General features: G+C 72.0%; 20 protein-coding genes and 1 pseudogene. 8 read left to right on the plus strand and 13 right to left on the minus strand.

Translation table 11 applies throughout. The features are described 5' to 3' along the window. Positions 1-50 precede the first annotated feature (50 nt). From ACGFYH_RS24125 to ACGFYH_RS24135, 3 genes are all read right to left on the minus strand, one after another. Positions 51-1,622, minus strand: a complete 1,572-nt coding sequence (locus ACGFYH_RS24125; protein WP_393805268.1) for a phytoene desaturase family protein — start codon at positions 1,620-1,622, stop codon at positions 51-53. A 619-nt stretch (positions 1,623-2,241) separates the two neighbouring features. Continuing rightward, positions 2,242-3,144: an oxygenase MpaB family protein gene (locus tag ACGFYH_RS24130; protein WP_393805230.1), complete on the minus strand. Its 903-nt coding sequence runs from the start codon at positions 3,142-3,144 to the stop codon at positions 2,242-2,244. A gap of 40 nt (positions 3,145-3,184) precedes the next feature. Next, on the minus strand, positions 3,185-3,562 hold the full coding sequence (locus tag ACGFYH_RS24135; RefSeq protein WP_393805231.1) for a four-helix bundle copper-binding protein: 378 nt from the start codon (positions 3,560-3,562) through the stop codon (positions 3,185-3,187). A 153-nt stretch (positions 3,563-3,715) separates the two neighbouring features. On the opposite strand from ACGFYH_RS24135, the gene ACGFYH_RS24140 reads away from it, so the two are divergent. The 3 genes from ACGFYH_RS24140 (at position 3,716) to ACGFYH_RS24150 (ending at position 6,332) form a co-directional block, all read left to right on the plus strand. Then, positions 3,716-4,120, plus strand: a complete 405-nt coding sequence (locus ACGFYH_RS24140) for a ChaB family protein (RefSeq protein ID WP_393805232.1) — start codon at positions 3,716-3,718, stop codon at positions 4,118-4,120. Positions 4,121-4,157: 37 nt separating this feature from the next. Further along, complete coding sequence (locus tag ACGFYH_RS24145; protein WP_393805233.1) at positions 4,158-4,514, plus strand: DUF6479 family protein; 357 nt, start codon at positions 4,158-4,160, stop codon at positions 4,512-4,514. A gap of 123 nt (positions 4,515-4,637) precedes the next feature. Beyond that, entirely contained in the window at positions 4,638-6,332 is a 1,695-nt protein-coding gene (locus ACGFYH_RS24150) for a cytochrome bc complex cytochrome b subunit (protein WP_393805234.1), read from the plus strand. Here ACGFYH_RS24150 and ACGFYH_RS24155 read toward each other — a convergent pair. From ACGFYH_RS24155 to ACGFYH_RS24175, 5 genes are all read right to left on the minus strand, one after another. Next, positions 6,308-6,718 (minus strand): cytochrome c oxidase subunit 4, encoded by a 411-nt coding sequence (locus ACGFYH_RS24155; protein WP_393805235.1) that lies wholly within the window; start codon positions 6,716-6,718, stop codon positions 6,308-6,310. The genes ACGFYH_RS24150 and ACGFYH_RS24155 overlap by 25 nt on opposite strands. Beyond that, complete coding sequence (gene ctaD, locus ACGFYH_RS24160; RefSeq protein ID WP_393805236.1) at positions 6,715-8,436, minus strand: cytochrome c oxidase subunit I; 1,722 nt, start codon at positions 8,434-8,436, stop codon at positions 6,715-6,717. Before ctaD ends, ACGFYH_RS24155 begins: the two co-directional genes overlap by 4 nt. A gap of 446 nt (positions 8,437-8,882) precedes the next feature. Next, entirely contained in the window at positions 8,883-9,590 is a 708-nt protein-coding gene (locus tag ACGFYH_RS24165; protein WP_393805237.1) for a hypothetical protein, read from the minus strand. Beyond that, a complete protein-coding gene (locus ACGFYH_RS24170; protein ID WP_393805238.1) occupies positions 9,587-11,119 on the minus strand; it encodes an ATP-binding protein in 1,533 nt (510 codons plus the stop codon). The genes ACGFYH_RS24165 and ACGFYH_RS24170 overlap by 4 nt, the downstream gene beginning before the upstream one ends. Continuing rightward, on the minus strand, positions 11,116-11,802 hold the full coding sequence (locus ACGFYH_RS24175; RefSeq protein ID WP_393805239.1) for a response regulator: 687 nt from the start codon (positions 11,800-11,802) through the stop codon (positions 11,116-11,118). The genes ACGFYH_RS24170 and ACGFYH_RS24175 overlap by 4 nt, the downstream gene beginning before the upstream one ends. Positions 11,803-11,915: 113 nt before the next feature. On the opposite strand from ACGFYH_RS24175, the gene ACGFYH_RS24180 reads away from it, so the two are divergent. Both ACGFYH_RS24180 and ACGFYH_RS24185 read left to right on the plus strand, forming a co-directional pair. Beyond that, positions 11,916-12,824: a DUF3152 domain-containing protein gene (locus ACGFYH_RS24180; RefSeq protein WP_393805240.1), complete on the plus strand. Its 909-nt coding sequence runs from the start codon at positions 11,916-11,918 to the stop codon at positions 12,822-12,824. Between the two features lie 185 nt (positions 12,825-13,009). Beyond that, the gene (locus ACGFYH_RS24185; RefSeq protein ID WP_393805241.1) at positions 13,010-14,587 is read left to right on the plus strand and encodes a carbohydrate-binding protein; all 1,578 of its coding nucleotides are present in this window, start codon (positions 13,010-13,012) and stop codon (positions 14,585-14,587) included. A gap of 116 nt (positions 14,588-14,703) precedes the next feature. Here the strand turns inward: ACGFYH_RS24185 and ACGFYH_RS24190 are convergent, their stop codons facing one another. Together ACGFYH_RS24190 and ACGFYH_RS24195 are read right to left on the minus strand one after the other, a co-directional pair. After that, on the minus strand, positions 14,704-15,750 hold the full coding sequence (locus ACGFYH_RS24190; protein ID WP_393805242.1) for an SPFH domain-containing protein: 1,047 nt from the start codon (positions 15,748-15,750) through the stop codon (positions 14,704-14,706). A gap of 2 nt (positions 15,751-15,752) precedes the next feature. Beyond that, positions 15,753-16,184: an NfeD family protein gene (locus ACGFYH_RS24195; protein ID WP_393805243.1), complete on the minus strand. Its 432-nt coding sequence runs from the start codon at positions 16,182-16,184 to the stop codon at positions 15,753-15,755. Between the two features lie 175 nt (positions 16,185-16,359). Between ACGFYH_RS24195 and ACGFYH_RS24200 the strand changes: the two genes are divergently transcribed. Beyond that, positions 16,360-17,157 carry an amidase family protein gene (locus tag ACGFYH_RS24200; RefSeq protein ID WP_393805244.1) on the plus strand — a complete coding sequence of 266 codons (798 nt, stop codon included), beginning with the start codon at positions 16,360-16,362 and terminating at the stop codon, positions 17,155-17,157. A 62-nt stretch (positions 17,158-17,219) separates the two neighbouring features. Beyond that, positions 17,220-17,402 (plus strand): hypothetical protein, encoded by a 183-nt coding sequence (locus ACGFYH_RS24205; protein WP_393805245.1) that lies wholly within the window; start codon positions 17,220-17,222, stop codon positions 17,400-17,402. A gap of 75 nt (positions 17,403-17,477) precedes the next feature. Here ACGFYH_RS24205 and ACGFYH_RS24210 read toward each other — a convergent pair whose 3' ends face one another. Then, the gene (locus tag ACGFYH_RS24210; protein ID WP_393805246.1) at positions 17,478-18,215 is read right to left on the minus strand and encodes a lytic polysaccharide monooxygenase; all 738 of its coding nucleotides are present in this window, start codon (positions 18,213-18,215) and stop codon (positions 17,478-17,480) included. 829 nt (positions 18,216-19,044) lie between these two features. Here ACGFYH_RS24210 and ACGFYH_RS24215 point away from each other — a divergent pair. Next, positions 19,045-20,229 (plus strand): type III polyketide synthase, encoded by a 1,185-nt coding sequence (locus tag ACGFYH_RS24215; RefSeq protein ID WP_393805247.1) that lies wholly within the window; start codon positions 19,045-19,047, stop codon positions 20,227-20,229. 65 nt (positions 20,230-20,294) lie between these two features. On the opposite strand, the gene ACGFYH_RS24220 is transcribed toward ACGFYH_RS24215, so the two are convergent. Both ACGFYH_RS24220 and ACGFYH_RS24225 read right to left on the minus strand, forming a co-directional pair. Then, positions 20,295-22,454 (minus strand): SpoIIE family protein phosphatase, encoded by a 2,160-nt coding sequence (locus tag ACGFYH_RS24220; protein WP_393805248.1) that lies wholly within the window; start codon positions 22,452-22,454, stop codon positions 20,295-20,297. Between the two features lie 955 nt (positions 22,455-23,409). Continuing rightward, positions 23,410-23,703, minus strand: a pseudogene (locus tag ACGFYH_RS24225) (transposase); the annotation flags it as partial. Between the last annotated feature and the right edge of the window lie 112 nt (positions 23,704-23,815).

The raw sequence follows: 23,815 nt of genomic DNA on the forward strand, positions 1-23,815 counted from the left end.
GTAATTTCCGTTATGTCGCGGTACCCAGCCCCGTCGGACACATGCGTCGGTCAGTGTCCCGCCCGTTCGAGGACCGCCATCGCGGCGTTGTGCCCCGGCACACCGCTCACCCCTCCCCCGCGCACGGCGCCCGCGCCGCACAGCAGGACGTTCGCCCGGCCGGTCTCCACCCCCCAGCGGCCGGTGCCCTCCTGGGCGTGGGGCCAGGACAGCTCGCGGTGGAAGATGTTCCCGCCGGGCAGGCGCAGATCGCGTTCCAGGTCTGGCGGCGACCTGGCCTCGATGCAGGGCCGCCCCTCGGCATCGGTCGCCAGGCAGTCCGCGAGCGGTTCGGCCAGGTGGGCGTCGAGCTGGGCGAGGGTCGACTTCAGCAGTTCCTCGCGTACGGCGTCGTTGTCGCGGGCGAAGAGGCGGGCCGGCGTGTGCAGGCCGAACAGGGTGAGGGTGTGCATGCCTCTCGCGGCCGGGTCGGGGCCGAGGATGGTGGGGTCGGTCAGCGAGTGGCAGTAGATCTCGGAGGGCGGTGCGGCGGGCAGTTCACCGGCGGCCGCCCGGGCGTGCGCGGCGGCCAGTTGCTCGTAGCCCTCGGCGACGTGGAAGGTGCCGGCGAAGGCCTCGCGCGGGTCGGCCTCGGGGTCGCGCAGCCGCGGGAGCCGGGTCAGCAGCATGTTCACCTTGAGCTGGGCGCCCTCCGCGGACGGGAGCGGTGCCTGCCCGGTGAGCGCGGCCAGTTCGCGCGGGGAGGCGTTGACCAGGACGTGGCGTGCGGCGGCGACGCCCTCGCCCTCGGCCGAGCGGTGGACGACCTCGGCCGTTCGCCCGTCCGCGTCGATACGCACCGCCTCGTGTCCGGTGGCGAGCACCGCGCCCGCGGCGCGTGCCGCGTCGGCCAGCGCGTCGGTGAGGGCGCCCATGCCGCCGACCGGCACGTCCCAGGCGCCGGTGCCGCCGCCGATCACGTGGTAGAGGAAACAGCGGTTCTGGGCCAGGGAGGGGTCGTGTGCGTCGGCGAAGGTGCCGATCAGCGCGTCGGTGAGGGCCACGCCGCGTACCAGGTCGTCGGCGAAGTGCTCCTCGATCGCCACGCCGACCGGTTCCTCGAACAGGGCCCGCCAGGCCGCTTCGTCGTCGACCCTGCGGCGCAGCTCGTCCCGGGTGGGCAGCGGCTCGGTGAGGGTCGGGAAGACCCGCTGGGCCACGTGGCCGGTCATGGCGTAGAACCGCTGCCAGGCCGCGTACTCCCGCTCCGAACCGGTGAGCCGGGCGAACGACTCGCGCGTGCGCCGCTCGCCCCCGCCGACGAGGAGCCCGGTGGGCCGCCCGTCACGCTCGGCGGGCGTGTACGACGAGACGGAGCGGGCGCGCACCCGGAAGTCGAGACCGAGATCCCGCACGATCTTCCTGGGCAGCAGGCTGACCAGGTACGAGTAGCGCGACAGTCGTGCGTCGACCCCGGCGAACGGTCGCGTGGACACGGCCGCTCCGCCGGTGTGGTCCAGCCGTTCCAGCACCAGCACGGAGCGGCCGGCCCGGGCCAGGTAGGCGGCGGCGACCAGTCCGTTGTGGCCGCCGCCGACGATGACGGCGTCGTAGGTGCGCAGGGTGCCGGGCGGGGTCGTCATGGCTCTTGGTAACACGGTCCCATCGGGCCCGGCCAGCCCGCCGCCGGGCGCCGTCCGCAGCCGCCGCGGGTGTCCCGCGTCGGTCTCCCGGTCAGCGTGCCGGCGCTGCTCGGGCCGTTCGGCCAGCAGGTCGAGGATGATCCGGTCCGGGTATCCGGGCAGTTCGGCGCGGTGGTCGCGGGGCCGTTCGGGCTCGGTGCCGCGGTGGCCGGCGAGGATCGCCCAGGCGTCGTCTTCGGATGCCGACGACGCCGACACCGGCAGCGGACGGTGTTCGTCGTCCGCCAGGGGCCGGCTCAGGTCGTGTCTCTCCGGCAGCTCCATGACCAGGAAGAGCATGCCGTCCCCCTCGCCGAAGCCGTGCACGACGGTCACCCCTCGGTGCCGGAGCGCGGCGGCCACCCGTGCCTCGCGCCGGACCCTCTCCCGCAGGACGCGGGTGAAGGAGTGGTCGTGCCGCATGCCCGGTGGTTCGAGGCACTCGACGGCGACGCGACGGCCCAGTGACTCGTCCTTCGCCCGCCAGACCTCGCCATGCCGCCGCGCCCGATCGGTCGAGCAGCCGGTATCGGCCCTGGATCACTGTGCTGTCCCCCATGACCTCGCCCGCCCCCGTGGTTCAGTCCACCCGGCCCTCCCCTGGCCGGTCCGGTATGGCGGCCGGCCGTGCGAGTCTGTACGGCGCCGGGCGCGCGGCCGGCCCGAGCCGCGCCGTGGCGCGCAGGATGTGTTTGGGCGGCAGCTGCCAGCGCAGACGTGCGGGAATCGCGCGCAGCAGGGTGCCCGTGACTCGCAGCCTGCGGGTGACGGTGGCGGGTGCGGGCGCCGGTCTGCCGTACAGCTGGTGCGCGTACGGCGGTAGTGAGTCGTACGCCAGTCGCGCGACCCGCCGCCACAGCAGCTCGCGTGCCGGGACCAGCAGGGGGTGCGTGGGCGGGCGGAGCAGGAAGTCGTCCACCTCGTGCGCTTCGTCCCCCGCGGCCAGTTCGGGCCGTACCCGCGCGAAGTAGGCGGCCAGTTCGGCCCGGTTCGCGGGTACGCGGGCGGCGTCGAGACCGACGAGGCGGGCGCTGTGCCGGTGTTCGGCGAGGTAGCGGTCGGCGTGGGCGTCGGTGAGCGGGAATCCGGAGCGGCGCAGGACGTGCAGGTAGGAGTCGATCTCGGCGCAGTGGACCCACAGCAGCAGCGCGGGTTCGTCGACGCCGTAGCGCTCCCCGGTGTCCGGGTCCGTCGCCCCGAGTACGCGGTGGATCTTCCGGACCCGGGCACCGGCCCGCTCGGCGGCCTCGGTGGTGCCGTACGTCGTGGTGCCGACGAAGCTCGCGGTGCGCATCAGCCGGCCCCAGGCGTCGCGCCGGAAGTCGCTGTTCTGCATCACTCCGCGCACGGCGCGCGGGTGCAGGGCCTGGAGGTAGAGGGCGCGGATACCGGCCACCCACATCATCGGGTCGCCGTGCGCCTGCCAGGTCACGGAATTCTGACCGAACAGCCCCGGATCGCCGCCTGTCTCCTTCGCCTCCATACGGGCAGGCTAACGCGGCGCGCGGCACGCTCCCAGGGGCTCAGCGCAAGGTGGCGAGGAACTCTCCGCAGGCCCGGGCGCAGTCGCGGCACGCCTGCGCGCTCTCCTCGGCTCCGGGGTGCGTGTCGAAGACGTGCGCGCTCTCCAGACACACCTGACAGCACCACTCCAGCTGGGCGCGGATGGCGCCCTCGTCCACCTGGTTCTGTTCGGACAGCACCCGGCAGGTCGCGTCGCAGACCTCCGCGCACATGATGCCCCTGCGCCGTACGAGTTCCTGGTTCTCGGTCCCGTCGGGGTCCACGAGGCTCGCCCGCAGCGCGCACGCCCTGGCGCACTCGGTACACGCCTGCGCGCATGCGAAGCGGTCTTCCAGGAAGCGGAAGAGTTCCTGCTGGGAAGTCGTCGTCGATGTCACACCGCGCGGGTTGCCGCTGGAGACGGCACCAAACCGCCGGGCCCCTGTTTCCAAGGGTGCCGGGCCGTTTTCAGGGTGCGCCGCCGGGCACCCGTGCACGACCCCGCAGCCGGTGGGGACGACGACACCGAAGACGCACGGAGGTGCACGGACATGCCGGGACGACAGGAACTGCCGTCGACTCTGGAGCGCTCCCCGCAGGAGGCCCGGCGCACCTGGGTCAAGGCCCATGACTCGGCCGTGGAGGAGTACGGCGAGGGCGAGCGGGCCCACCGGGTGGCGTACGGGGCGCTCAAGCACAAGTACGAGAAGGTCGGCGATCACTGGGAGCGCAAGGAGGGCGGCCGCAAGGGCCCCTCCGACCCCCGGTCCGGGCGGCCCCGCGGACGGGGCGGCCGCAGCGGCGAGGGTGTCGACGAGAAGGCGTCGAAGGAGCACCTGTACGGGATCGCCCGGCGTCTGGACGTCGAGGGCCGTTCGAAGATGTCGAAGGCGGAGCTGCTCGCGGCGATCAGGAAGGCGAACCGTTCGCGGACGCGGGCGTCGCGGTCGGCCTGAGCTGGTTGGCGACGCGGGCCGGGGGTACCCGCGCTCCATGACCAACGCATCGATGGACTTGGCAGCGGGCTCCGGCGCGCCCGCCATCTGGCTGATCCTGGCGGCCGTCGTGGTGGTGGCCGTGCTGATCGGCGCCTTCGCCTTCGGCAGTCGGCAGAAGCGCCGTGAGCCGCCGCCGCCGCGGCCCGAGGAGCAGCCCCGGATGCCCGACGAGGGGCCCGTCCACGAGACGCGAGAGCGCCGGGAGCCCGACGAGATGCCGAAGAGCGACGACCGTACGCTGCCGCACGAGCTCGGGCACCAGAGCAGCCGCACCGCCTCCGAGCAGGACCGGCCCCGCTGGGACGAGGGCAGCAGCGGCTCCTTCGGCAGCGGTGGCCCGGGCGGACGCTGACCCGCGCGGGATGTCCGCCCGCCCCGCCGCCGCACGGCACCCGCGCCGGCAGTGCGGGCCGAAGGGTGACCGTTCCCGGCCGGGGCGTAGTTTCCGGCACGGACGGCGGGGAACCCATGCGCCGTGCTGTTGCAGAGGAGAAGGGCCCGCGCCGGTGCGCGGGCCCGCTACGCGGCCGAACGCACCGTCAACTGGGCCGACGGGCGGCTTCCCGTCTCGGAGGGCGGGGGGCTGCTGCGCAAGGCCTTCCCCGAGCACTGGTCGTTCCTGCTGGGCGAGATCGCCCTGTACAGCTTCGTCGTGCTGCTGCTGACCGGTGTCTGGCTGACGCTGTTCTTCGAACCCTCGATGACCGAGGTCGTCTACAACGGTTCCTACGAGCCGCTGTTGGGCGTGAGCATGTCGGAGGCCTACCGGTCGACGCTGGACATCAGTTTCGACGTGCGCGGCGGACTGATGATCCGGCAGGTGCACCACTGGGCCTCCCTGGTGTTCCTTTCGGCCATCGGGGTGCATCTGCTGCGGGTCTTCTTCACCGGGGCGTTCCGCCGACCGCGTGAGGTCAACTGGCTGATCGGCGTCACGCTGTTCGCGCTGGCGCTCGCCGAGGGCTTCGCCGGCTACTCGCTCCCGGACGACCTGCTGTCCGGCACGGGGCTGCGCATCGCGCAGGGCATCATGCTGTCGATCCCGGTCGTGGGGACGTACATCAGCATGTTCGTGTTCGGGGGCCAGTATCCCGGCCACGACATCGTCCCGCGGCTGTACTCGCTGCACATCCTGCTGCTCCCCGGGCTGCTGCTCGCGCTGGTCACGCTCCATCTGATCCTGGTGTTCTACCTGAAGCACACCCAGTGGGCGGGCCGCGGCCGCACCAACCGCAACGCGGTGGGCAAGCCGCTGTTCCCGCAGTTCATGACGAACTCCACGGGCCTGTTCTTCATGGTCTTCGGCGTCCTGGCGGTGCTGGCGGCGGTGGCGCAGATCAACCCGGTCTGGGCCTACGGTCCTTACCGCCCCGACATCGTGTCCACGGGCTCGCAGCCGGACTGGTACGTCGGTTTCCTGGAGGGTTCGCTGCGGCTGATGCCCCCGTTCGAGACGGCGGTGGCGGGCCACACCGTCATGTGGAACGTGCTGGTGCCCGCGGTCCTGCTGCCGGCCGCCCTGTTCGCGGTGCTGTACGCCTACCCGTTCTTCGAGCGGTGGGTGACGGGCGACCACGAGGAGCACCACCTGTGCGACCGGCCGAGGGACAAGCCCGTGCGGACCGGGCTGGGCGTCGCCGCGATCTGGTTCTACGGGGTGCTGCTCCTGGCGGGCGGCAACGACATCCTCGCCCACACCTTCCACATCTCACTGAACCTGCTCACGTGGATGTTCCGGATCTCCCTGGTGGTGGCGCCGCCGCTCGCCTTCGCCGCGACCAAGCGCATCTGCCTGGCGCTGCAGGAGCGCGACCGCGAGCGCCTGACCGAGGGTGAGGAGACGGGCGACGTGCGCCAGACCCTCGCGGGCGGTTACGCCGAGAGCCATGGGCCCCTCGACCCCGAGGAGCGTCATGTGCTGCGGGCCCGCAGGGAGCCCGAGCCGCTCGCGCCGTCCGGGGAGGAGGACGCCGCACCGCACGTGGGGCGGCTGCGGGCGACGCTGAGCGAGTGGTACTACGGCGACCGGGTCGATGTCGAGGAGACCGGGCGGGAGCCGGAGCACCAGCGGGAGCAGCCGGCGCCGGAAGCGGTGCCGGCGGCGTCGGACCCGGAGGCCTACTCGGGCGAGCCGGAGCGGGAGGCCTACTCGGGCGAGCCGGAGCGCTGAACGCCCCGGCCGGCGTACTGGAAGACCAGGCCGCAGACGCCCATGGCGAGCAGGCCGAAGCCGATCAGTGCCAGCCACAGGCCGAAGACGATGCCGAACGCGAGGACCACGGCGGCCAGCGCGATCGTGATCGGCCACGGGCTGTGCGGCGGGAAGAAGTCGAGCGGACCCGCGGTGTCGACGATCTCACCGTCGCCGCGGTCCTGCGCCCGCAGTCCGCGCTTGCGGTACTGCACGCGCAGGAAGAACGCGACGAGCGCGGCCATGAGGAAGGCGATGGTGAGGGCGGCGGTGCCGGCGGGCTCACCGGACCACCAGCCGTAGAGGACCGCTTCGGCGCCGAAGAAGACCGACACACCGGTGAACAGACGGGATTCTGTCCTCACTGCACGTGCCTCTGATCGTGTTGGCTGACGTCGGGATGGTGCAGGTCGAACGCCGGGGACTCGGAGCGGATCCGGGGCAGCGACGTGAAGTTGTGGCGCGGCGGCGGGCTGCTGGTGGCCCATTCGAGGGAACGGCCGTAGCCCCAGGGGTCGTCCTGCTCGACCTTCTCGCCGTACTGGTGGGTGCGCCACACGTTGTAGAGGAAGGGCAGCGTGGACAGGCCGAGGAGGAAGGCTCCGATGGAGCTGATGGTGTTCAGCGTGGTGAAGCCGTCCGCGGCCAGGTAGTCCGCGTAGCGGCGCGGCATGCCCTGCTCGCCGAGCCAGTGCTGGACGAGGAACGTGGTCTGGAAGCCGACGAAGAGCGTCCAGAAGTGGATCTTCCCGATGCGCTCGTCGAGCAGTTTGCCGGTGAACTTCGGCCACCAGAAGTAGAAGCCGGCGAACATCGCGAACACCACCGTGCCGAACAGCACGTAGTGCAGATGGGCGACGATGAAGTACGAGTCCGTCAGATGGAAGTCCAGGGGCGGTGACGCGATGAGGACGCCGCTCATGCCGCCCAGCAGGAACGTGACCAGGAAGCCGCACGACCACAGCATGGGCGTCTCGAAGGACAGCGAGCCGTGCATCATCGTGCCGATCCAGTTGAAGAACTTCACTCCGGTCGGCACGGCGATGAGGAAGGACATGAGGGAGAAGAAGGGGAGCAGTACGGCGCCCGTGGCGAACATGTGGTGGGCCCACACCACCGCGGAGAGCATGGTGATGGCGATGGTGGCGCCGACCAGGCTGACGTAGCCGAAGACCGGCTTGCGGCTGAAGACCGGGATGATCTCGGTGACGATGCCGAAGAACGGCAACGCGACGATGTACACCTCGGGATGGCCGAAGAACCAGAACAGGTGCTGCCACAGCAGCGCCCCGCCGTTCGCCGCGTCGAAGATGTGCGCGCCGAACTTCCGGTCGGCCTCCAGCGCCAGCAGCGCGGCGGTGAGCACGGGGAAGGCGGGCAGCACCAGGATCGACGTGAACAGGATGTTCCAGGTGAAGATCGGCATCCGGAACATGGTCATACCGGGGGCGCGCAGGCACAGGATGGTGGTGATGAAGTTGACGGCGCTGAGCGTGGTCGACACGCCGCTCACCACCAGGCCCATCGTCCACAGGTCGCCGCCCGGGCCCGGGCTGAACGTCGCACTGTTCAGCGGTGCGTAGGCGAACCAGCCGAACGAGGCCGCTCCCCCGGGCGTCAGGAAGCCCGCCACCACCATCAGACCGCCGAACAGGTACATCCAGTACGAGAGCGCGTTGAGGCGGGGGAACGCCAGGTCGGGGGCGCCGATCTGCAGCGGCATGATGGCGTTGGTGAACCCGGCGAACAGCGGGGTCGCGAACAGCAGCATCATGATCGTGCCGTGCACGGTGAACAGCTGGTTGTACTGCTGATTGCTGAACAACTGCAGGCCGGGACGGGCGAGTTCACTGCGCATCAGCATGGCGAGGACGCCACCGAAGAGGAAGAAGCCGAACGACGTCGCCAAGTAGAGATGACCGATCACCTTGTGATCGGTCGTCGTGGCCCACCGCACCAGCGCCCGCCCCAGCGTACGATTCGTTCGCTGCCGAGCCGGCGTCCGGCGCGGCGGCTCGGTCCTTCTGTCCACCGCCATGCGGCGGAGAGTACCCAGGCGCGGTGGGCTCAGACGTACGACCACGCCGAGTCCTGCACGGGCGCCCGGCCGGATGGGCCACCTGGCGCACGAGGGTGCGGGCCGGACGGTGCCGGGTCCGCGCCCGGGTCCGCGCCCGGGTACGGAAGCCGGGTTACGAAGCGTCGGGCACGGCGCGGGTCGGCACCGGTCCCCGCGGCTCGCCCTCCTCGCCCGTGCTCCGGAATCCGGTGTGCTCCGTGGGCTCCGTGACCTCGTCCCTGACCGTCGGAACCGTCGCCTCGGCGTCCGTCTCACCTGGCGGGCCCGGGCCACGGCGGTCGCGGGTCCCACCAGTCAAGCACCGCTGTCGCGGCGGCGCATGCCGTCCGAGCACGTGTCAAGCATGCGCTCCTCACTCCGTCGGGTCGGGGTTCCGCCCGTGCGGACGCCCCTTGTCGGAGGAGGAAAGAGAGGAGGGGAGGGAGATCCTTCGGGTCGCCCGTGCGTCGTCAGCCGCCGGGGCCACCGGTGCCGCTGGTTCCGCCGGTCTCCGGGGTCACGGCTGGGGTCTCGGCGGTCCCGGGGGTCTCGGCGGTCCCGCGGCCGGTCGGACAGTCGTCGCTCGAGCGGCCGGCCAGCCGGCCGCCGGGCTGCTCCACGGTCACCTGCGCGCTCCCCAGAGCCGGGTCCTGCCGCAGCCGGGCGACGGCGACCGTGCAGGCCAGCTGGTCGACGGCCGTGTCGCTGAGGCTCCCGGCGCTCCGCGGCAGTCGGACGTTGACCACCGTGCCGTCGGTACGGATGGTGGGAGCCACGGCGGTAGTCGGCAGCTCGGTCGTCAGTCCCCGCTTCCGCTCCCCGCCGTCCGGCCCCTTGAACAGCATGAGCACGGTCCCACCGAGGTCGGGCGCGCCGGGGACCGTGCGGGAAACCGTCACCAGGGAGCCGTCCGCGACGAAGTAGAGCGAGACCGTGACGGCGGGCGCCTCCTCGGGCACGGCCTTCGGCGGTGCGGCCGGAACGCCCGGCTCCAGGACGCCGGTCGCGGGTTCGCCCGCCTCGACCACGCCGGTCTCGGGGATGCCGCAGGCGGAGAGCGGGAGCAGCGCCGCGAGCAGGACGGGGAGCGCGCGCCGGGCGCTTCGGCCGGCGCGGCCGCGGGTCGGACGCAGGCCCGGGTCCCCCGTGGCCGCCCGTGACGGCACCGACGGGTTCATGTCCGCTCCTCCCTCGACGAGTTCGGGTCCGACCGCGTCGTCCGGACCTCCGGATCGTCCGGCCGCAGGGGCAGGACGACCGTGAAGACGGCGCCGCCGCCCGGATGGTTGGCCGCCCGGACGGTGCCGCCGTGCAGCCGTACGTTCTCCCTGGCTATGGCCAGGCCCAGGCCGCTGCCCTCGCTCAGGGCGCGGGCGTCGGCCGACTTGTAGAAGCGGTCGAAGACATGGGGCAGGATGCTCTCGGGGATGCCGTCCCCGCCGTCGCGGACCGTGACGACCGCCTCCCTCCCGGCGCGGGGGTCGTTCTGCGCGTGGAGGTCGAGGCGGATCGGAGGCGCGCCGTGTCGCAGGGCGTTGGCGACGAGGTTCGCCACGACCACGTCGAGGCGTCGCGGGTCGACGCGGCCGCGCAGCCCGCCCGGTTCCGGCAGGCCGGTCTCCACGGTGTCCTGCCAGCCGCGGGTGGCGAGCGTACGCCGTACGGACTCGGCGAGATCGATCTCGTCCAGGTGCAGGGCGGCCGCCCCCGCGTCGAACCGGGAGATCTCCATGAGGTCGTCCACGAGTGCGGCCAGCTTCGTGGTCTCCGTGCTGATGAGGCGTACGGCCGTCGCGGTGTCGTCGTCCAGGCCGGCCGCGTCCTCGTCCAGGACGTCCGTCACCGCCGACATCGCCGCCAGCGGGGTGCGCAGTTCGTGCGAGACGTCCGCGGCGAAGCGGCGGGCACCGGCCTCCATGCGCCGCAGTTCCGCCACCGAGCCCTCCAGCGCCGCGGCGGTCTCGTTGAAGGTGCGCGAGAGGTCGGCCAGTTCGTCGGAGCCCTGTACCGCGAGCCGGGTGTCCAGGCGGCCCTCGGCGATGCTCCGGGTCGCCCGGCGCAATGCCCGCACCGGACGCAGTACGCCACGGGCGGCCAGGAGCGCGATCAGGACGGCCAGGGCCAGGGCCGGCACGGTGGCGCGTTCGATGGCGGTGACCAGCGCGTCGACATAGCCCTGCTCGTCCTGCTGCGGCACGGTGAGGTAGACCTCGAGGCCGGAGGCGCGCCGCTCGGTGCCGTACCGGCCGGCGAAGGTGACGGGCATGCCGACGACGAGTGAGGAGTGGCCGTCGCGCGACACGCGCTGGAACACGGTGGCCCGGCGGGACCGCACGGACTCGCGCATCGACGAGGACAGTTCCGCGAACGCGTCCCCGGGGACGGATGTCGCGCTCGCCTCCCGGTAGGCGACCAGCACCCTCCATGGCCGGGACCGTCCGCCCCTGGACACGTCGTCGGCGAACGACCGCAGGTCGGCCGCGTCGGGCGGGAAACGGTAGTTGGGGACCAGGGTGTCGACGCGGTGCCGGAAGTCCTCGATGACCGTGTCCTGGCTCTGCTGCAGGATCCCGGTCCGTGCCTCACGGAAGGTCAGCGCGCCGGTGGTCACCGCGGCCACGACGGCGACGAGGGTGAAGGCCACCACCAGCCGCAGGCGCAGTCCCTTCAGGGTGCGCGGCACCCGCAGCGCCCGCGGAGCTCTCACCGGGGCCCGAACCGGTAGCCGAAGCCGCGCACGGTGTGGACGTAGCGGGGGCTGCCCGCGGCTTCCCCGATCTTGGACCGCAGTCGCTTGACGCAGGCGTCCACGAGCCGCGCGTCCCCGTGGTAGCTGTGCTCCCACACGGCTTCCAGGAGCTGCTGGCGGCTGAACACCTGCCCGGCCGAGGCGGACAGGGTGAGCAGCAGCCGCAGTTCGGAGGGGCCGAGGGCGACGGGCCGGCCGTGATGGGTGACGGTCAGTCCGGCCCGGTCGATGACCAGGTCACCGTGGTGTTCGGTACGCGGCGCGCCCTGCTCGTCCGGTACGCCGACGCGGCGCAGCACCGCGCGGATGCGTGCGTCCAGCACACGGGCGCGGACCGGCTTGACCACGTAGTCGTCGGCTCCGGACTCCAGTCCGACGACGATGTCGGTGTCGTCGCCGCGGGCGGTGGCCATGATGATCGGCACCTGGTCGTGCGCCCGTATGCGCCGGCACACCTCCAGGCCGGACATGCCCGGCAGCATCAGGTCGAGGACCACGGCGTCGGGCCGGAACGATCTGAGCTGCTCCAGTCCGTCCTCGCCCGTGGCGGCCGCGGCGACGTCGTGTCCCTGCCTGCGCAGGGCCAGTCGCACGCCGTCCCGGACGGCGCGGTCGTCTTCGATGATCAGGACCCGTGGCATGGACCTCAGTATGCGCGCGCACGGAGGGGAGTCCGCGTGCGGGTGACGGCTGTTACACAGCGGTCCAGAAGCCGTCCACGGACGATCACACGCCCGGGGCACTCTTTGTGATCATGAATGAGCGCCGACCGACTTCCCCACCTTCCTCCGCCACGGGCCGCCGACGCCGCGGCAGCCGCACCCGCGACCGGCGGGGCGGCAGGCACCGCCTGCTGTGGCCGGGGCTCGCGGCCGGGGCCGTGCTGGTGCTCGCCGGTGGCCTGGCCCTCAAGGGGGCCACGGAATCCGCCGGCCGTCCCACCGGCACGGCCGGCGCGTCCTCGGCGACCGGGCGGCCCGGGTCGCAGGAGGCCGGCGAGACGGCCGAGGCGCCGAAGGACGAGGCCACGGCCGAGCCGGAGAAGGAGAAGGAGCGAAAGCGGGGGCAGGAGGAGGGACGGGACCCCGGTTCGATCCCGTCGTCGGGTCCCGGGACCTTCGCCACGGCCGACGGCGGCGGCGACCGGGTCGGCGGGAGCGGGCGGACGCTGACATACGTGGTCCAGGTCGAGGACGGCATCGGCATCTCCGCGCAGAGGGTCGCGGCGGAGGTCGAGCGCATCCTCGCCGACGAGCGGGGCTGGACGGCCGACGGGAAGGTGGGGTTCCGGCGGGTGGCCGGGGGCACGTCCGACTTCCGGGTCCGGCTCGCCACGGCGGGCACGGTGGACGACATATGCGGCCGGTACGGTCTGGACACCGGCGGCGAGGTCAACTGCAACGTGGGCCAGGACGTCATGGTCAACCTCAAGCGGTGGCTCCTGGCCACGCAGTACTACGCGGACGACGTGACGTCGTACCGGGCACTGATCATCAATCACGAGGTCGGGCACTTCCTCGGCCACGGCCATGAGGGGTGCCCCGGGCCGGGGCGGCCGGCACCCGTGATGATGCAGCAGATCAAGGGACTGCACGGCTGCCGGACCAACGTCTGGCCCTACGACGCCGACGGCCGGCCCGTCACCGGGCCCGCCCTCCGCTGAGCAGCCGTACAACCAGGGCATCCACCGGCGGCTGTCGATCCGGATGACTATTCATATGGGTGAACATAAAACACGTACCGAAGCGTTGACGCGTCCACGGCAAGTCTCTAGTGTCCCCCGGGAAAGCGCTTTCTCCAGTCGATCCTCCCATCGAGTCCTGGTCGGACCCAACCCCTGGAGACACGATGCAAGCGAGACCCCTCATCGCGAGCGCCGGCCTGCTGGCCGGCACGCTCGTCGCTCTGTCCGGCACCTCGGCGCAGGCTGAGTCCACCCGTTACGAGGCCGAGAACACTTCGGCGGTCTGCACCGGCACCATCGACTCCGACTGGTCCGGCTACTCGGGCAGCGGTTTCTGCAACGGCACCAACGTGGCCGGCGCCTACGCCGAGTTCACCGCGAACGCCCCCGCCGCGGGCACGGCGAAACTGAACGTACGCTTCGCGAACGGCACGGGTGACGCACGGGCCGCGGACATCATGGTGAACGGCGCGAGCGTGGCGTCGGCCTCCTTCGAGTCCACCGGAGCGTGGTCCACGTGGAGGACGAAGACCTTCACGGTGCCGGTGCGCGCGGGGAACAACACCGTCCGGCTCGACCCGACCGCGTCCGCCGGCCTGCCGAACGTCGACTACGTAGACGCCGAGGTGGACGGCGACGGCACCACGACGCCGCCGTCCGGTTCCGCGCTGTACGTGTCGCCGAGCGGCAGTGACGGGGCGTCCGGGACGGAGTCCGACCCGACGACCCTCACCGCGGCGATCAGCCGGGTCGCCCCCGGCGGGGCGATCTACCTGCGCGGCGGCACCTACCGCTACGCGCAGACGGTCACCGTCCCGCGGGGCAACGACGGCACCCCGGGCGACCGCACCGAACTGTCCGCCTACCCGGGCGAGACGCCGGTGCTGAACTTCGCGGCCCAGCCGGAGAGCTCCTCGAACCGGGGACTCGCGGTCAACGGGTCGTACTGGCACGTCAAGGGGATCGTCGTCGAACACGCCGGGGACAACGGCATCTTCGTCGGCGGCAGCAACAACGTGTTCGAGCGCACGGTGACGCGCTACAACCGCGACACCGGGCTGCAGCTCTCGCGGATGACGTCCGACACGCCCCGCGACCAGTGGCCGTCGCACAACCTCGTCCTGAGCGCGGAGTCGCACGACAACGCCGATTCCGACGGCGAGGACGCCGACGGCTTCGCCGCCAAGCTCACCGCGGGCCCCGGCAACGTCTTCCGCCACGCCGTGTCCCACAACAACATCGACGACGGCTGGGACCTCTACACCAAGTCGGAGACGGGTGCGATCGGCGCGGTCACCGTCGAGGACTCCCTCGCCTACGAGAACGGCACCCTCTCCGACGGCACCCAGAACTCCAGTGGCGACCGCAACGGCTACAAGCTCGGCGGCGAGGACATCGAGGTCGACCACGTGGTGCGCCGCAGCATCGCCTACCACAACGGCAAGCACGGGTTCACCTACAACCGGAACCCGGGCACGATGACGGTCTCGGACAACGTCGGCATCGACAACGCCGAGCGCAACTTCTCGTTCGACGCGGGCACCTCGGTGTTCCGGGACAACACCTCCTGCCGCGACGACGGGCCGAACGACAGGACGGTGGGCGACGCCGACGGTTCGAACCAGTTCTGGACCGGCTCCAACGGGTCCCGGTGTGCCGCATACGCGGGCGCCCTGGACTGGTCCTTCGACTCGGACGGCACCCTCGTGGTGACCTTCGGCGGCAACCGGGTCACCCCGTAGTCCCACCGCCACCCGCCCGTCCCGCGTGACCGGTCCTCCCGGTGCGGCGGGGCCCGTGCCTCGGCCGGGGCCCGCCGCACCGGGAGTCGTACGCCGGGCGCCCGCGCCTCAGGGTCTCACCGGTCCTCGGGCGGGCGGGTGCGCAGCGCCTCGGGCGGCACGCCGTTGGCCCGGGCCGCGTCCGCGAGGGCCTCGGCGGCGGCCTCCGCGGCCTGCGCCGTGTCGCTGGCGGCCTGGGCGGCCCCGTCGTCCGACGAGGGGTTCTCGCGGGTGGCGGGCGACTGCGGCAGCGCCTCGGTGAAGGCGCGGGACACGCCCTGGAGCGCGGAGGTGACCTCGCTGGGGATGACCCAGAACGTACTGCCCGAGCCCTGCGCCAGCTGCGGCAGCACCTGGAGGTACTGGTAGGCGAGGAGCTTGGGGTCGGGGTCGTTGCGGTGCACCGCCTGGAAGACCTCGTCGATGGCCCGGGACTGTCCCTCCGCCTTCAGGATCTCGGCGGTGCGGTTGCCCTCCGCGCGCAGCACGGCTGCCTGCTTGTCGCCCTCGGCGGTGAGGATCTGCGACTGGCGCTGTCCTTCCGCGCCGAGGATCGCGGCCCGCTTGTCCCGCTCGGCCCGCATCTGCTTCTGCATCGCGTCCTTGATGGACTGCGGCGGGTCGATCGCCTTGATCTCCACCCGGTTCACCCGCAGACCCCATTTGCCGGTGGCCTCGTCGAGGACACCGCGCAGCTGACTGTTGATGGTGTCGCGCGAGGTGAGGGTCTTCTCCAGGTCCATCGATCCCACGACATTCCGCAGCGTGGTGACGGTGAGCTGCTCGACCGCCTGGAGGAAGCTCGCGATCTCGTAGAAGGCCGCGCGCGGATCCGTGACCTGGAAGTACAGCACGGTGTCGATCTCGACGACCAGGTTGTCCTCGGTGATGACCGGTTGCGGCTTGAAGGAGACGACCTGTTCCCGCAGGTCGATCACCGGATAGACCCGGTCGATGTACGGGATGACCAGGCTGAGGCCGGGTTTGAGTGTGCGATGGTAGCGGCCGAGCCGCTCGACGTTGCGGGCTCGGGCCTGCGGCACGATGCGCACCGCCCGCACCACGGTGAAAACCGCGAGAAGCGCGACGATCACACCGGCGATGAGAAACGCCGAAACTTCCATGGTCACTCCCGGGGATAGACGAATGCGGTGGTCCCGCTGATCTCCAGGACGTCGACGGTCGCACCCCGGGGGATCACCAGCGTCTCGTCGTAGGAACGAGCCGTCCACTCCTCACCGCCGATACGGACCCTGCCCTCCATGCCGGTCACCTCGGAGACGACGTAGGCGGCCTTGCCGACCAGGGCGTCCACGCCGAACCGCTCGGTCTGGGGCTGGAGGACATGGCGCAGTGCGACGGGGCGCAGAAAGAGGAGGGTGACCGTGGAGACGACCGTGAACAACAGGAATTGGAAAGGCGTCGAAAGGCCGACCGCCGCGGATCCGGATGTGATCAGCGCGGCCACGCCCAGCATTCCCAGCGCGGCGGTCAGGGTGAAGATCTCCGCCACGATCAGGACCGCCGAGACGATCAACCAGATCAGCCAAGGATCCATTACGACCCCCTTTCGGCTTTCAGATTATTTTACCGGCTCCCGGGAAAAGTGAACCCGTTCGTCACCGGGGAGCGCGACGGGAAGGACTCCTGCGGGGGCACGGTGCAGTGGCTGTCCCTCATGAACAGGCCAGGCGTCGCCGCGGTGGAGCGCGGCCGTTGCCACGGCCGTTGGCGTGGCCGCCCTCCTGGCCTGCGCCCACGGGGGGCAGGTGGTGGTCGGCACCGAGACGGACGGCTCCCTCGTGTGCCCGGCCGGTATGAACGGAGTGGTCGGCCACAAGCCCGGTCTCGGGCCGGTCGGCCGGTCGGGGTCGTACCGGTCTCGGCCGAGCGGGGTCGTACCGGTCTCGGCCGAGCGGGACACGGCGGGCCCCATGGCGCGCGACGTGGCCGACGCCGCGCTCGCCCTCTCCGTGCCCAGCGGGCGGACACCCTGCGCGACGGCGGCACCGTCGGCTCCCGGACGGGGGCACCCGCCCGGCCGGCCCGCGCGGCGACCGGATCGGCTTCGTGCCGGCTGCCCTCGCTCGCTCAGCCAGGAGGCCGACGCCCCGATGACCCGCGCGGCCGACCGGTTGCGTGCCGCGGGGGCCGGGGTCGTCGAGGTGACTCCGCCGGAACAGGACCGGCTGGCCGGACTCGAGGTCCCGGCGTTGCTGAGCGGGTTCCGCCGGGACATCGACGCCTGTCTCGCCACCCGCCGCGGGCCCCGGGATCTTGCCGGGCTGATCGGGCCCAGCCGCGCGCGCCCCGGCGAGCAGACATGCTCCGCCGGTCAGGGACTGTTCGAGGAGGCACGGGCCACGCCGCCGGCCACGGGCCCCGAGTACCGGGCCATGCGCCCCGTGCCGGCAGACCTCTCCCGGCGGTCCAGCGACGAGACCATGGCCGAGTACGGTCGGGGCGCCCCCGCCTCCCCGCGAACCCGCCCGTGTGGACCACCGGCTGCGCCCGGGGCGACAACGACGTGATCCCGTCCTCAACTCCGGCCGCCGTCGCCGGGGACCCGTCCCTGTCCGTACCCGCCGGGTCCGTGGGAGCACCGCCGGTCGCACTCCTGCTGATGGCCGGCGGCCGTCAGGACGCCGAACTGCTGTCGCCGGGGCCGCGGTCGAGCACCGACTGGACGCCCGGCGGGGCCCCGGCACCTGCCTACGCTGCCGCCCGGTTCCTGGAAGTCATCGAGTCGAGGTGGCCGGTGACGGCTGTCCGGTGACGGCCTTACGGTCCGCCGGACGCCGTGGCCGCGAGGGCCGGCGCGCCCCCGTCGGAGCGCGCCGACCCGTCGGGGTCACGCGGCCGCGCAGGCTCCGAGGTCTTCCCAGACTCCCCACTCGCCGGTGGTGCCGGGCTCCTCGCCGGTCACCCACCACTTGGCACGCCAGTTGTGGCCGCCGAGGGAGACGGTGTCGCCGCCGTTGTAGACGCTGCCGGCGTTCCACGGCGGCCCGGCGCAGGCGCCCGGATCGCCGTCACCGTCTCCCCCGCCGCCGTCTCCCCCGCCGTCTCCCCCGCCGCCGATGTTGACGTCGATGCAGGAGTAGAAGGCATTGCCGGTGTCCGACACGTTCCAGACGGCCAGTACTTTCTGTCGGCCGGTGAAGTCACCGAAGTTCACCTGGTGACTGACGTCCGGGGCGGGCTGCGCACCGTGGCCGTCGAACTCGGCGATCTTCTGGTTGCCGATGAAGTACTCCCAGTCCGCGGTGGCATGCCGTGCCGTGTGGTGCCAGGTGAAGGTGTGCGTCGAGCCGACCGGTGTGACCCGCCAGCCCTTGCTGTCGTCGTCGAGTTCGGCGAACTGGCTGTTTCCGCCGCTGCAGCTGTTCAGGCCCTTCGGTCCCTCGACGCTCTGCGGCTCGTACTTGATCTGGCCGCAGTCGACGATCCCCGCGGCGCACTGGTCCTGTCGGCTGCCGGGCGAGGTCACCCAGCCGTGGGCGGCGGCCGTGCTCGCCGGGAGGCTGACGGCGAGCAACGGGGCGACCAGTGCCCCGACCGCGAAGGCCACCCGTCTCTTGGTGCGCATGTCGTACCCCTTCCGATAGGTCTAGACCTGACGGCTTCAGGTCTAGACCATAGCGGCGGAGCCGTTCAGGTCAAGAGCCCGCACAACGTCATTCCGCAAGTGGGGGCGCCCACTTGGTGCGACGGCCCTCAAGGGCAACTCATGGCACTATCGGTCTCGGCAATGGCCGCCGCCACGGCACCCTCGGCACTGACGCACTGATGCGCTGACCCCTCGGTGCCGTCGGGCAGAACGCCGCGAACACCGCGAACACCGAGCCGCTGGGACCCGGCGTCGACCGGGCCGAGTTCCTGGACGCCGTAGCGACGGCCTGGGAAGAGCTCGACGTGGACGGACTACCCGTTCACCTTGCGCCGTCGCGGTTCAGGTGCGCGGCCATGACGACCGCCGGCAGTTCCTCGCCGGAGTCGCCCTCGTCCTCACCGGCAGCACCTCACTGCACCCGCCCAGCCGGCGGAGCCGTACCGGCGGCACACCCGCACGCCCCGCTCGGCCGCGCGGCGGTGCTCGCACTCGCGCGACGGTCCGGCGGTGTGCTCCGTCTCACGCGCGCCGATGGCGCCCAAGTTGCGTGGGTCACTGCGGAAATGCCCCTTTCGCCGCCATGCTCGACACAGGAGACGCCGCTTCGAAGTGGCGCGCGCCGCCGTCGACTTGGTCGCGAAGCGCTGAAGTGAGCCGCGCCACAGCACTCGTGACGCCCCCTGCTCCCCTGCTCCCCTGCTCCCCTGCTCCCCCGCTCCTCTGCTCCCCCGCTCCTCTGCTCCTCTGCTCCTCTGCTCCTCTGCTCCTCTGCTCCTCTGCAGAAAACCGTCGAAAGGTGCCGATCGTGGCCGCATACCTGTCCCCTCCTGCCGTGATACACGGCGAGCACTCCGTGGAGACCCGAGACATCGTGGCGGAAGTGCACCACCGGCACCCGCACGCGACGTGGGCGCCGCGGACCGACGGCATCGCCGCCAGTACGGGCATCGAGACCCGCGGGTGGATGCTTCCCCTGGAGACCGCCGTCGCGCCCGGCAACGGAGGCGGCCTGCCGTCCGCCGGCCCCGCGGCCGCCCGGGAGGCGCTGGCCCGCGACGGGTTCACCGAGCAGGACGTGGACCGCGTGCTCGCCGCCCTCGACGCGATACCCGCGCCGCAGACCGTCGAGGAGCGCACCGCCCCCGCCTGGGAGGCCGTGCAGTCCTACGGGGAGCGTGCCGCGCGCGGGGCACTGCAGATCGCCGGGCTGGACGTCGCGGACGTCGACTGCCTGATCACCAGCAACTCCACCACCCCGGCACTGCCCGGACTGGACATCGCCCTGGCCAACCGGCTTCCGCTGCGCAGCGACGCCATACTGCTGCCGGCGACGCAGTGGGCCTGCGTGGCCGGGACCCGCTCCCTGGCGCTGGCGGCGGATCTCGTGGCGGCGGACCCCGACCGGGTGGTCCTGGTCGTGATCTCCGAGGCACTCAGTACGACCTACCAGCCCGCGGACGACACCCTGGAGTCCCTGATCGTCCGTCTGCTGTTCGCGGACACCGCGGTCGCCGCCGTGGTCACGGGACGCCCGAGGCCCGAGTCGGTGCTGCGGCTCGACGCCGCCTGGCACCACACTCTGCCGGGCACACGGGACCTGCACCGTCTGGAGACGCGGGCGGACGGCACCCACTTCGTGATGGACCGGCGCGGGCCGCGCGCCGTACAGGACACGGTCACCGCGATGTGGGAGTGGCTGCGCGTCCGCTACCAGGACGACCCCGAGTCCTGGCACCCCGACGTCCTGCTCGCGCACCCGGGCGGTACCCGGGTCCTGGAGTACATGGAGCAGACGATGCCCGACGGGTGGCCGTCGGGGCTGCTCGAGTACAGCCGCGACAGTTACACCAGCGGCAACCGCGGAGGCGCGGCCGTCTTCGACATCCTGCGCAGGGCGCACGACGCCGGGCAGGGGGCGGGCAGTCGCGCCGTCCTGTACGCGGCGGCCCCGGGCCTCACGGCCACCGCCCTGGAAGGGGAGTGGCTGTAGCGCGGGCGTACGCCCCGCCCGGCACGCCGTTCACGGGTCGCACGAGCCGTGCCGCCGTGGCCGCGTCACCTGACGACCTCCGCCCAGACCACCTTGCCGGTGTCCGTCCACCGCACCCCCCACCGGGCGGTGATCCGGTGCACGACGTGCAGGCCGCGGCCGGCGTCGTCGAGGAGCGCGCCCCGGCCCAGCCGCGGCCTGCCGTTGCCGGTGTCGCCGACCTCGCACAGCAGGCCGGGACCTGCTCTGATCAGCCGCACCGTGATGGGTCCCGCGGCGTGGCGGACGGCGTTGGTGACCAGTTCGCTGACCAGGAGCAGCACGCTGTCCCGGGTGTCGTCCCTGGTGCGCCACTGCCGCAGCAGCGCGGAGACCAGCGCGCGGGCCCGGGCGGCCGCGTCGTCGCGGGCGGGCAGCCGCCAGGTCGCGGTGTCCCCCTTGCGGTAGCCGATCGTGCGTGCGAGCAGCAGGGTCACGTCGTCGCGCTGGCGCGTCGGCATCAGGGCGGAGACCACGTGCCGCGCGGCCTGCTGCAGCGTGTCCCACGGGTGCACCGCGGACACGGCGTCGGTGAGTCTGCCGATGCCCTCGTCGATGGACACGGCCGGGTCCTCGACCAGACCGTCGGTGTAGAAGGCGAGCAGGGAGCCCGGCGGTGCGATGAACGTGTGCACGTCGAACGGCTCCCGCAGCGCGAACTCCGCACCGAGCCCGGGGTGCGGGTGGACCGCCAGGGGACCGGCGTGTCCGTCCGGGGACACCAGGATCGGGGGAAGATGGCCCGCGCTGGACAGCGCCACCCGGTGGCTGACGGGGTCGTAGACGGCGATGCAGCAGGTCGATCCCAGGGCGCTGTAGCCGGCCGCCAGCCCGGACTCCGCGTCGTCCAGGAGCGTCACGGTCTTGTCCAGATGCTCCAGCACCTCGTCGGGCGCCAGGCCCGCGGACAACAGCGCGCGGGCCTCCATGCTCAACTGGCCCATGGTCGCCGCGGCTCCCAGGCCGTGCCCGACGACATCGCCGACCACGAGCGCGGTACGGCCGTCCGGCAGCGGAAAGCTGTTCACCCAGTCACCGCCGACGCCCGCGCTGTCGGGGGTGGCGGGCTGGTAGACGCTGGCGGTCTGGATGGTGCCGCCGCCGGACCTCGGCAGCAGCCGGCGCTGCAGGGCCAGTACCTGCGTGTGCTCGCGCTGGTGCTGACGGGCCAGATCCACGTGATGTGAGGTCCTGGCCACCAGTTCCTGCAGGTCGAACAGCTCACTGTCGGCGAAAGGGCGGTCGGCCCGCCGCCAGACCTCGGCCACGCCGAGGACGACGGGCGGATCGCCCTCCAGGACGAGCGGTACGCACGCCACTCCGGCCGCCCGGTCCCCGGGCACCAGGGCACGTACCAGCCTCGGGCTTCCGAGTACCCGCTCGATCGTCTCGCGGTCCGGTATGACGATGGCCTGCGGGGCATCGGCACGCCGGATCGCTTGTGCCAGCAGACGACTCGCGTCGCTGGGGAGATCGCCGCCCAGGGTCACATAGCCCTCGGGCCACGCCCTGTCGGGCACCAGGGCCGCCCGCCGCAGCCGGATACGGCCCTGCGCCCGGCCGGTGACCCCCTCCCCCGTCCACACGGCGAAGTCCAGGTCGATGGCGGCCACGTCTCCCCAGGCCAGCAGGGACTCCGCCAAAGACTGCGCCGTCTCGCCGATGTCCAGTGAGGTGCCGATCGCCGTCTCGGCCGCGTACAGGTGCAGCCTCCTGGCCATGGCGATCACGGAGACGGTCAGTCCCTCCTGGGGCGCCGCCGCGGGCAGGATGCTCATCGAGACCACCAGCTCCGACCCGTCCGCGCGCCGCAGGCGCTGGACCCGGGCGACGTGTGCCTCACCGGTCTCGAGGACCTGCCGCAACCGCCGTGTGACCGTCGGTACGTCCCCTCGGGGCAGAAGATCGACGAACGGGGTGCCGGGCGCGGCGTCCAGCCCCGCGAAGACCGGGGCCCCGAGATTGCGGCGGGTGATTCTGAGGTCCCGGTCCAGGTTGACCGCACCCAGAATCTGTTCCTGCCGGCCGGGGGCCGGGTCGCCGTCGTCCGGTGAGTCTCCGGTGGAGTCGCCCCGCGCCTCGGCAGGACCGTCCGCCGCCGCGGCACCACGCGGGATGTACCGCCCCAAGGCACTGCTGACCAGCTCGAACGGCGACGAGGACGAAGGGGAGGGTGTGGAGTCCATGCGGCTCCCTCAGCTCGCTCGCCGGCCCCGGCCCGGCGCCGGGGCCGTACCGAACCCGTGCGTCAGGGGTTCCGTGATTCCCGACCGCACACCTCATTCAATAACACTCGCGGACGCTTCGCCCACATCAGCCGATCGTGTGGTGAAGGCGGACAGGACGTCCCGGCGTACTTCGAAGCCGGGCTCGCCGACGTGGAACTCGGCCGCCCTCTGCGGGTCGGTGACGCGGGCCCCGGCCGTGGCCGCTTGTGTGGCGCGGAGTGGTGCCGCTCATTCCGCGCCTCCACTCCGCTGGTGTTCACAGGGGAGGACGGAAGCAGGCGGGGGAACGCGTCGCCCGCCACGAAGATCCAGCGGACGGTTTCAGCGCATCCGACGGGCGCCCCGGGCTCGCGCGGCTCCCAGAGCCACGAGTTCGGCGCAGGGCCCGCCCGTGAAGTGGTAGAGGTTCACGCCGACGAACATCCGGTAGTCAGCGGCCATGACCGCGGCGCCCACCGTGTGGGTCCCATCTTCGTCGGGTCCGGCGTCGGTATGCGCATCTATGGTGCGGCGTGCCAGCTCCACGAGCTCACGCTCATCATCATCGAGAGCTCGTGCAGATGGACCCCTGTGGTGGTGCTGTGGGCAGGGATGCAGTGCCCAGGCTGCGTCCGGTCGACGGGGGCGGGCCGAGGTTGGGCCGGGGTGCGGTGCGCCATTGGTGCCGTCGGCGAAGCCGAAGGCGACGCGCGGCTATGGACGCGAACAAGCACATACAAGGACGCCAAGGGCTTCGTCTTGTTGCCCAGGCGTTGGGTGGTTGAGCGGTCGAATTCCTGGACGATGCGGGACCGCCGCGACGTGCGAGACTACGAACGCCTCGTGTCCCACACGGAAGCCCGCGTCCAGTGGGCCTTCATCGCCCTCATGACCCGCCGCCTCACCCGACGAAACCGCCGGACCGAGGCGCTCCCACGCCGGACAGGCGCCGCTGCCGCTTCTCGGCGAGGGTCGGCTCGAACGTTCCGGCCACGCTCCGCGGGACCTTGACCTCGACCGGGCCGATATCGGTCAGCACCGTCTTCGCCCGGGTCCCGTTGCGGCTGTTGCCGCTGCCCCGGCCCTCGGCGTCATGGTTGTCGTATCCGAGGTGATCGGTGGTTCCGCCCTCCAGGGCGGACTCCAGGACCCGCTTGGTCAGTTGCTGGAGCAGCCCGCCCTCGCCGGTCAGCTGCAGACCTTCACTGCGGGCCCGGTCCACGAGCATCGCGACCAACCGCTCGTCACTCGCCGGCACGGCCACTGCCGGCTCGCCGCCCGGTACCTGCTCGAGGGTGGTGCCGCCCTCCTGGCGTCTCCTTGGTCATCGGAACCGCCGA

The sequence above is a fragment of the Streptomyces sp. NPDC048392 genome (genome assembly GCF_043200575.1).
In the GTDB taxonomy this organism is placed as follows: domain Bacteria; phylum Actinomycetota; class Actinomycetes; order Streptomycetales; family Streptomycetaceae; genus Streptomyces.

Coding starts and splice junctions, on each gene's coding strand:
- ACGFYH_RS24125 (WP_393805268.1), bottom strand. CDS start 1,622: ATGACGACCCCGCCCGGCACCCTGCGCACCTACGACGCCGTCATCGTC.
- ACGFYH_RS24130 (WP_393805230.1), bottom strand. CDS start 3,144: ATGGAGGCGAAGGAGACAGGCGGCGATCCGGGGCTGTTCGGTCAGAAT.
- ACGFYH_RS24140 (WP_393805232.1), top strand. CDS start 3,716: ATGCCGGGACGACAGGAACTGCCGTCGACTCTGGAGCGCTCCCCGCAG.
- ACGFYH_RS24145 (WP_393805233.1), top strand. CDS start 4,158: ATGACCAACGCATCGATGGACTTGGCAGCGGGCTCCGGCGCGCCCGCC.
- ACGFYH_RS24165 (WP_393805237.1), bottom strand. CDS start 9,590: ATGAACCCGTCGGTGCCGTCACGGGCGGCCACGGGGGACCCGGGCCTG.
- ACGFYH_RS24175 (WP_393805239.1), bottom strand. CDS start 11,802: ATGCCACGGGTCCTGATCATCGAAGACGACCGCGCCGTCCGGGACGGC.
- ACGFYH_RS24180 (WP_393805240.1), top strand. CDS start 11,916: ATGAATGAGCGCCGACCGACTTCCCCACCTTCCTCCGCCACGGGCCGC.
- ACGFYH_RS24185 (WP_393805241.1), top strand. CDS start 13,010: ATGCAAGCGAGACCCCTCATCGCGAGCGCCGGCCTGCTGGCCGGCACG.
- ACGFYH_RS24190 (WP_393805242.1), bottom strand. CDS start 15,750: ATGGAAGTTTCGGCGTTTCTCATCGCCGGTGTGATCGTCGCGCTTCTC.
- ACGFYH_RS24195 (WP_393805243.1), bottom strand. CDS start 16,184: ATGGATCCTTGGCTGATCTGGTTGATCGTCTCGGCGGTCCTGATCGTG.
- ACGFYH_RS24210 (WP_393805246.1), bottom strand. CDS start 18,215: ATGCGCACCAAGAGACGGGTGGCCTTCGCGGTCGGGGCACTGGTCGCC.
- ACGFYH_RS24220 (WP_393805248.1), bottom strand. CDS start 22,454: ATGGACTCCACACCCTCCCCTTCGTCCTCGTCGCCGTTCGAGCTGGTC.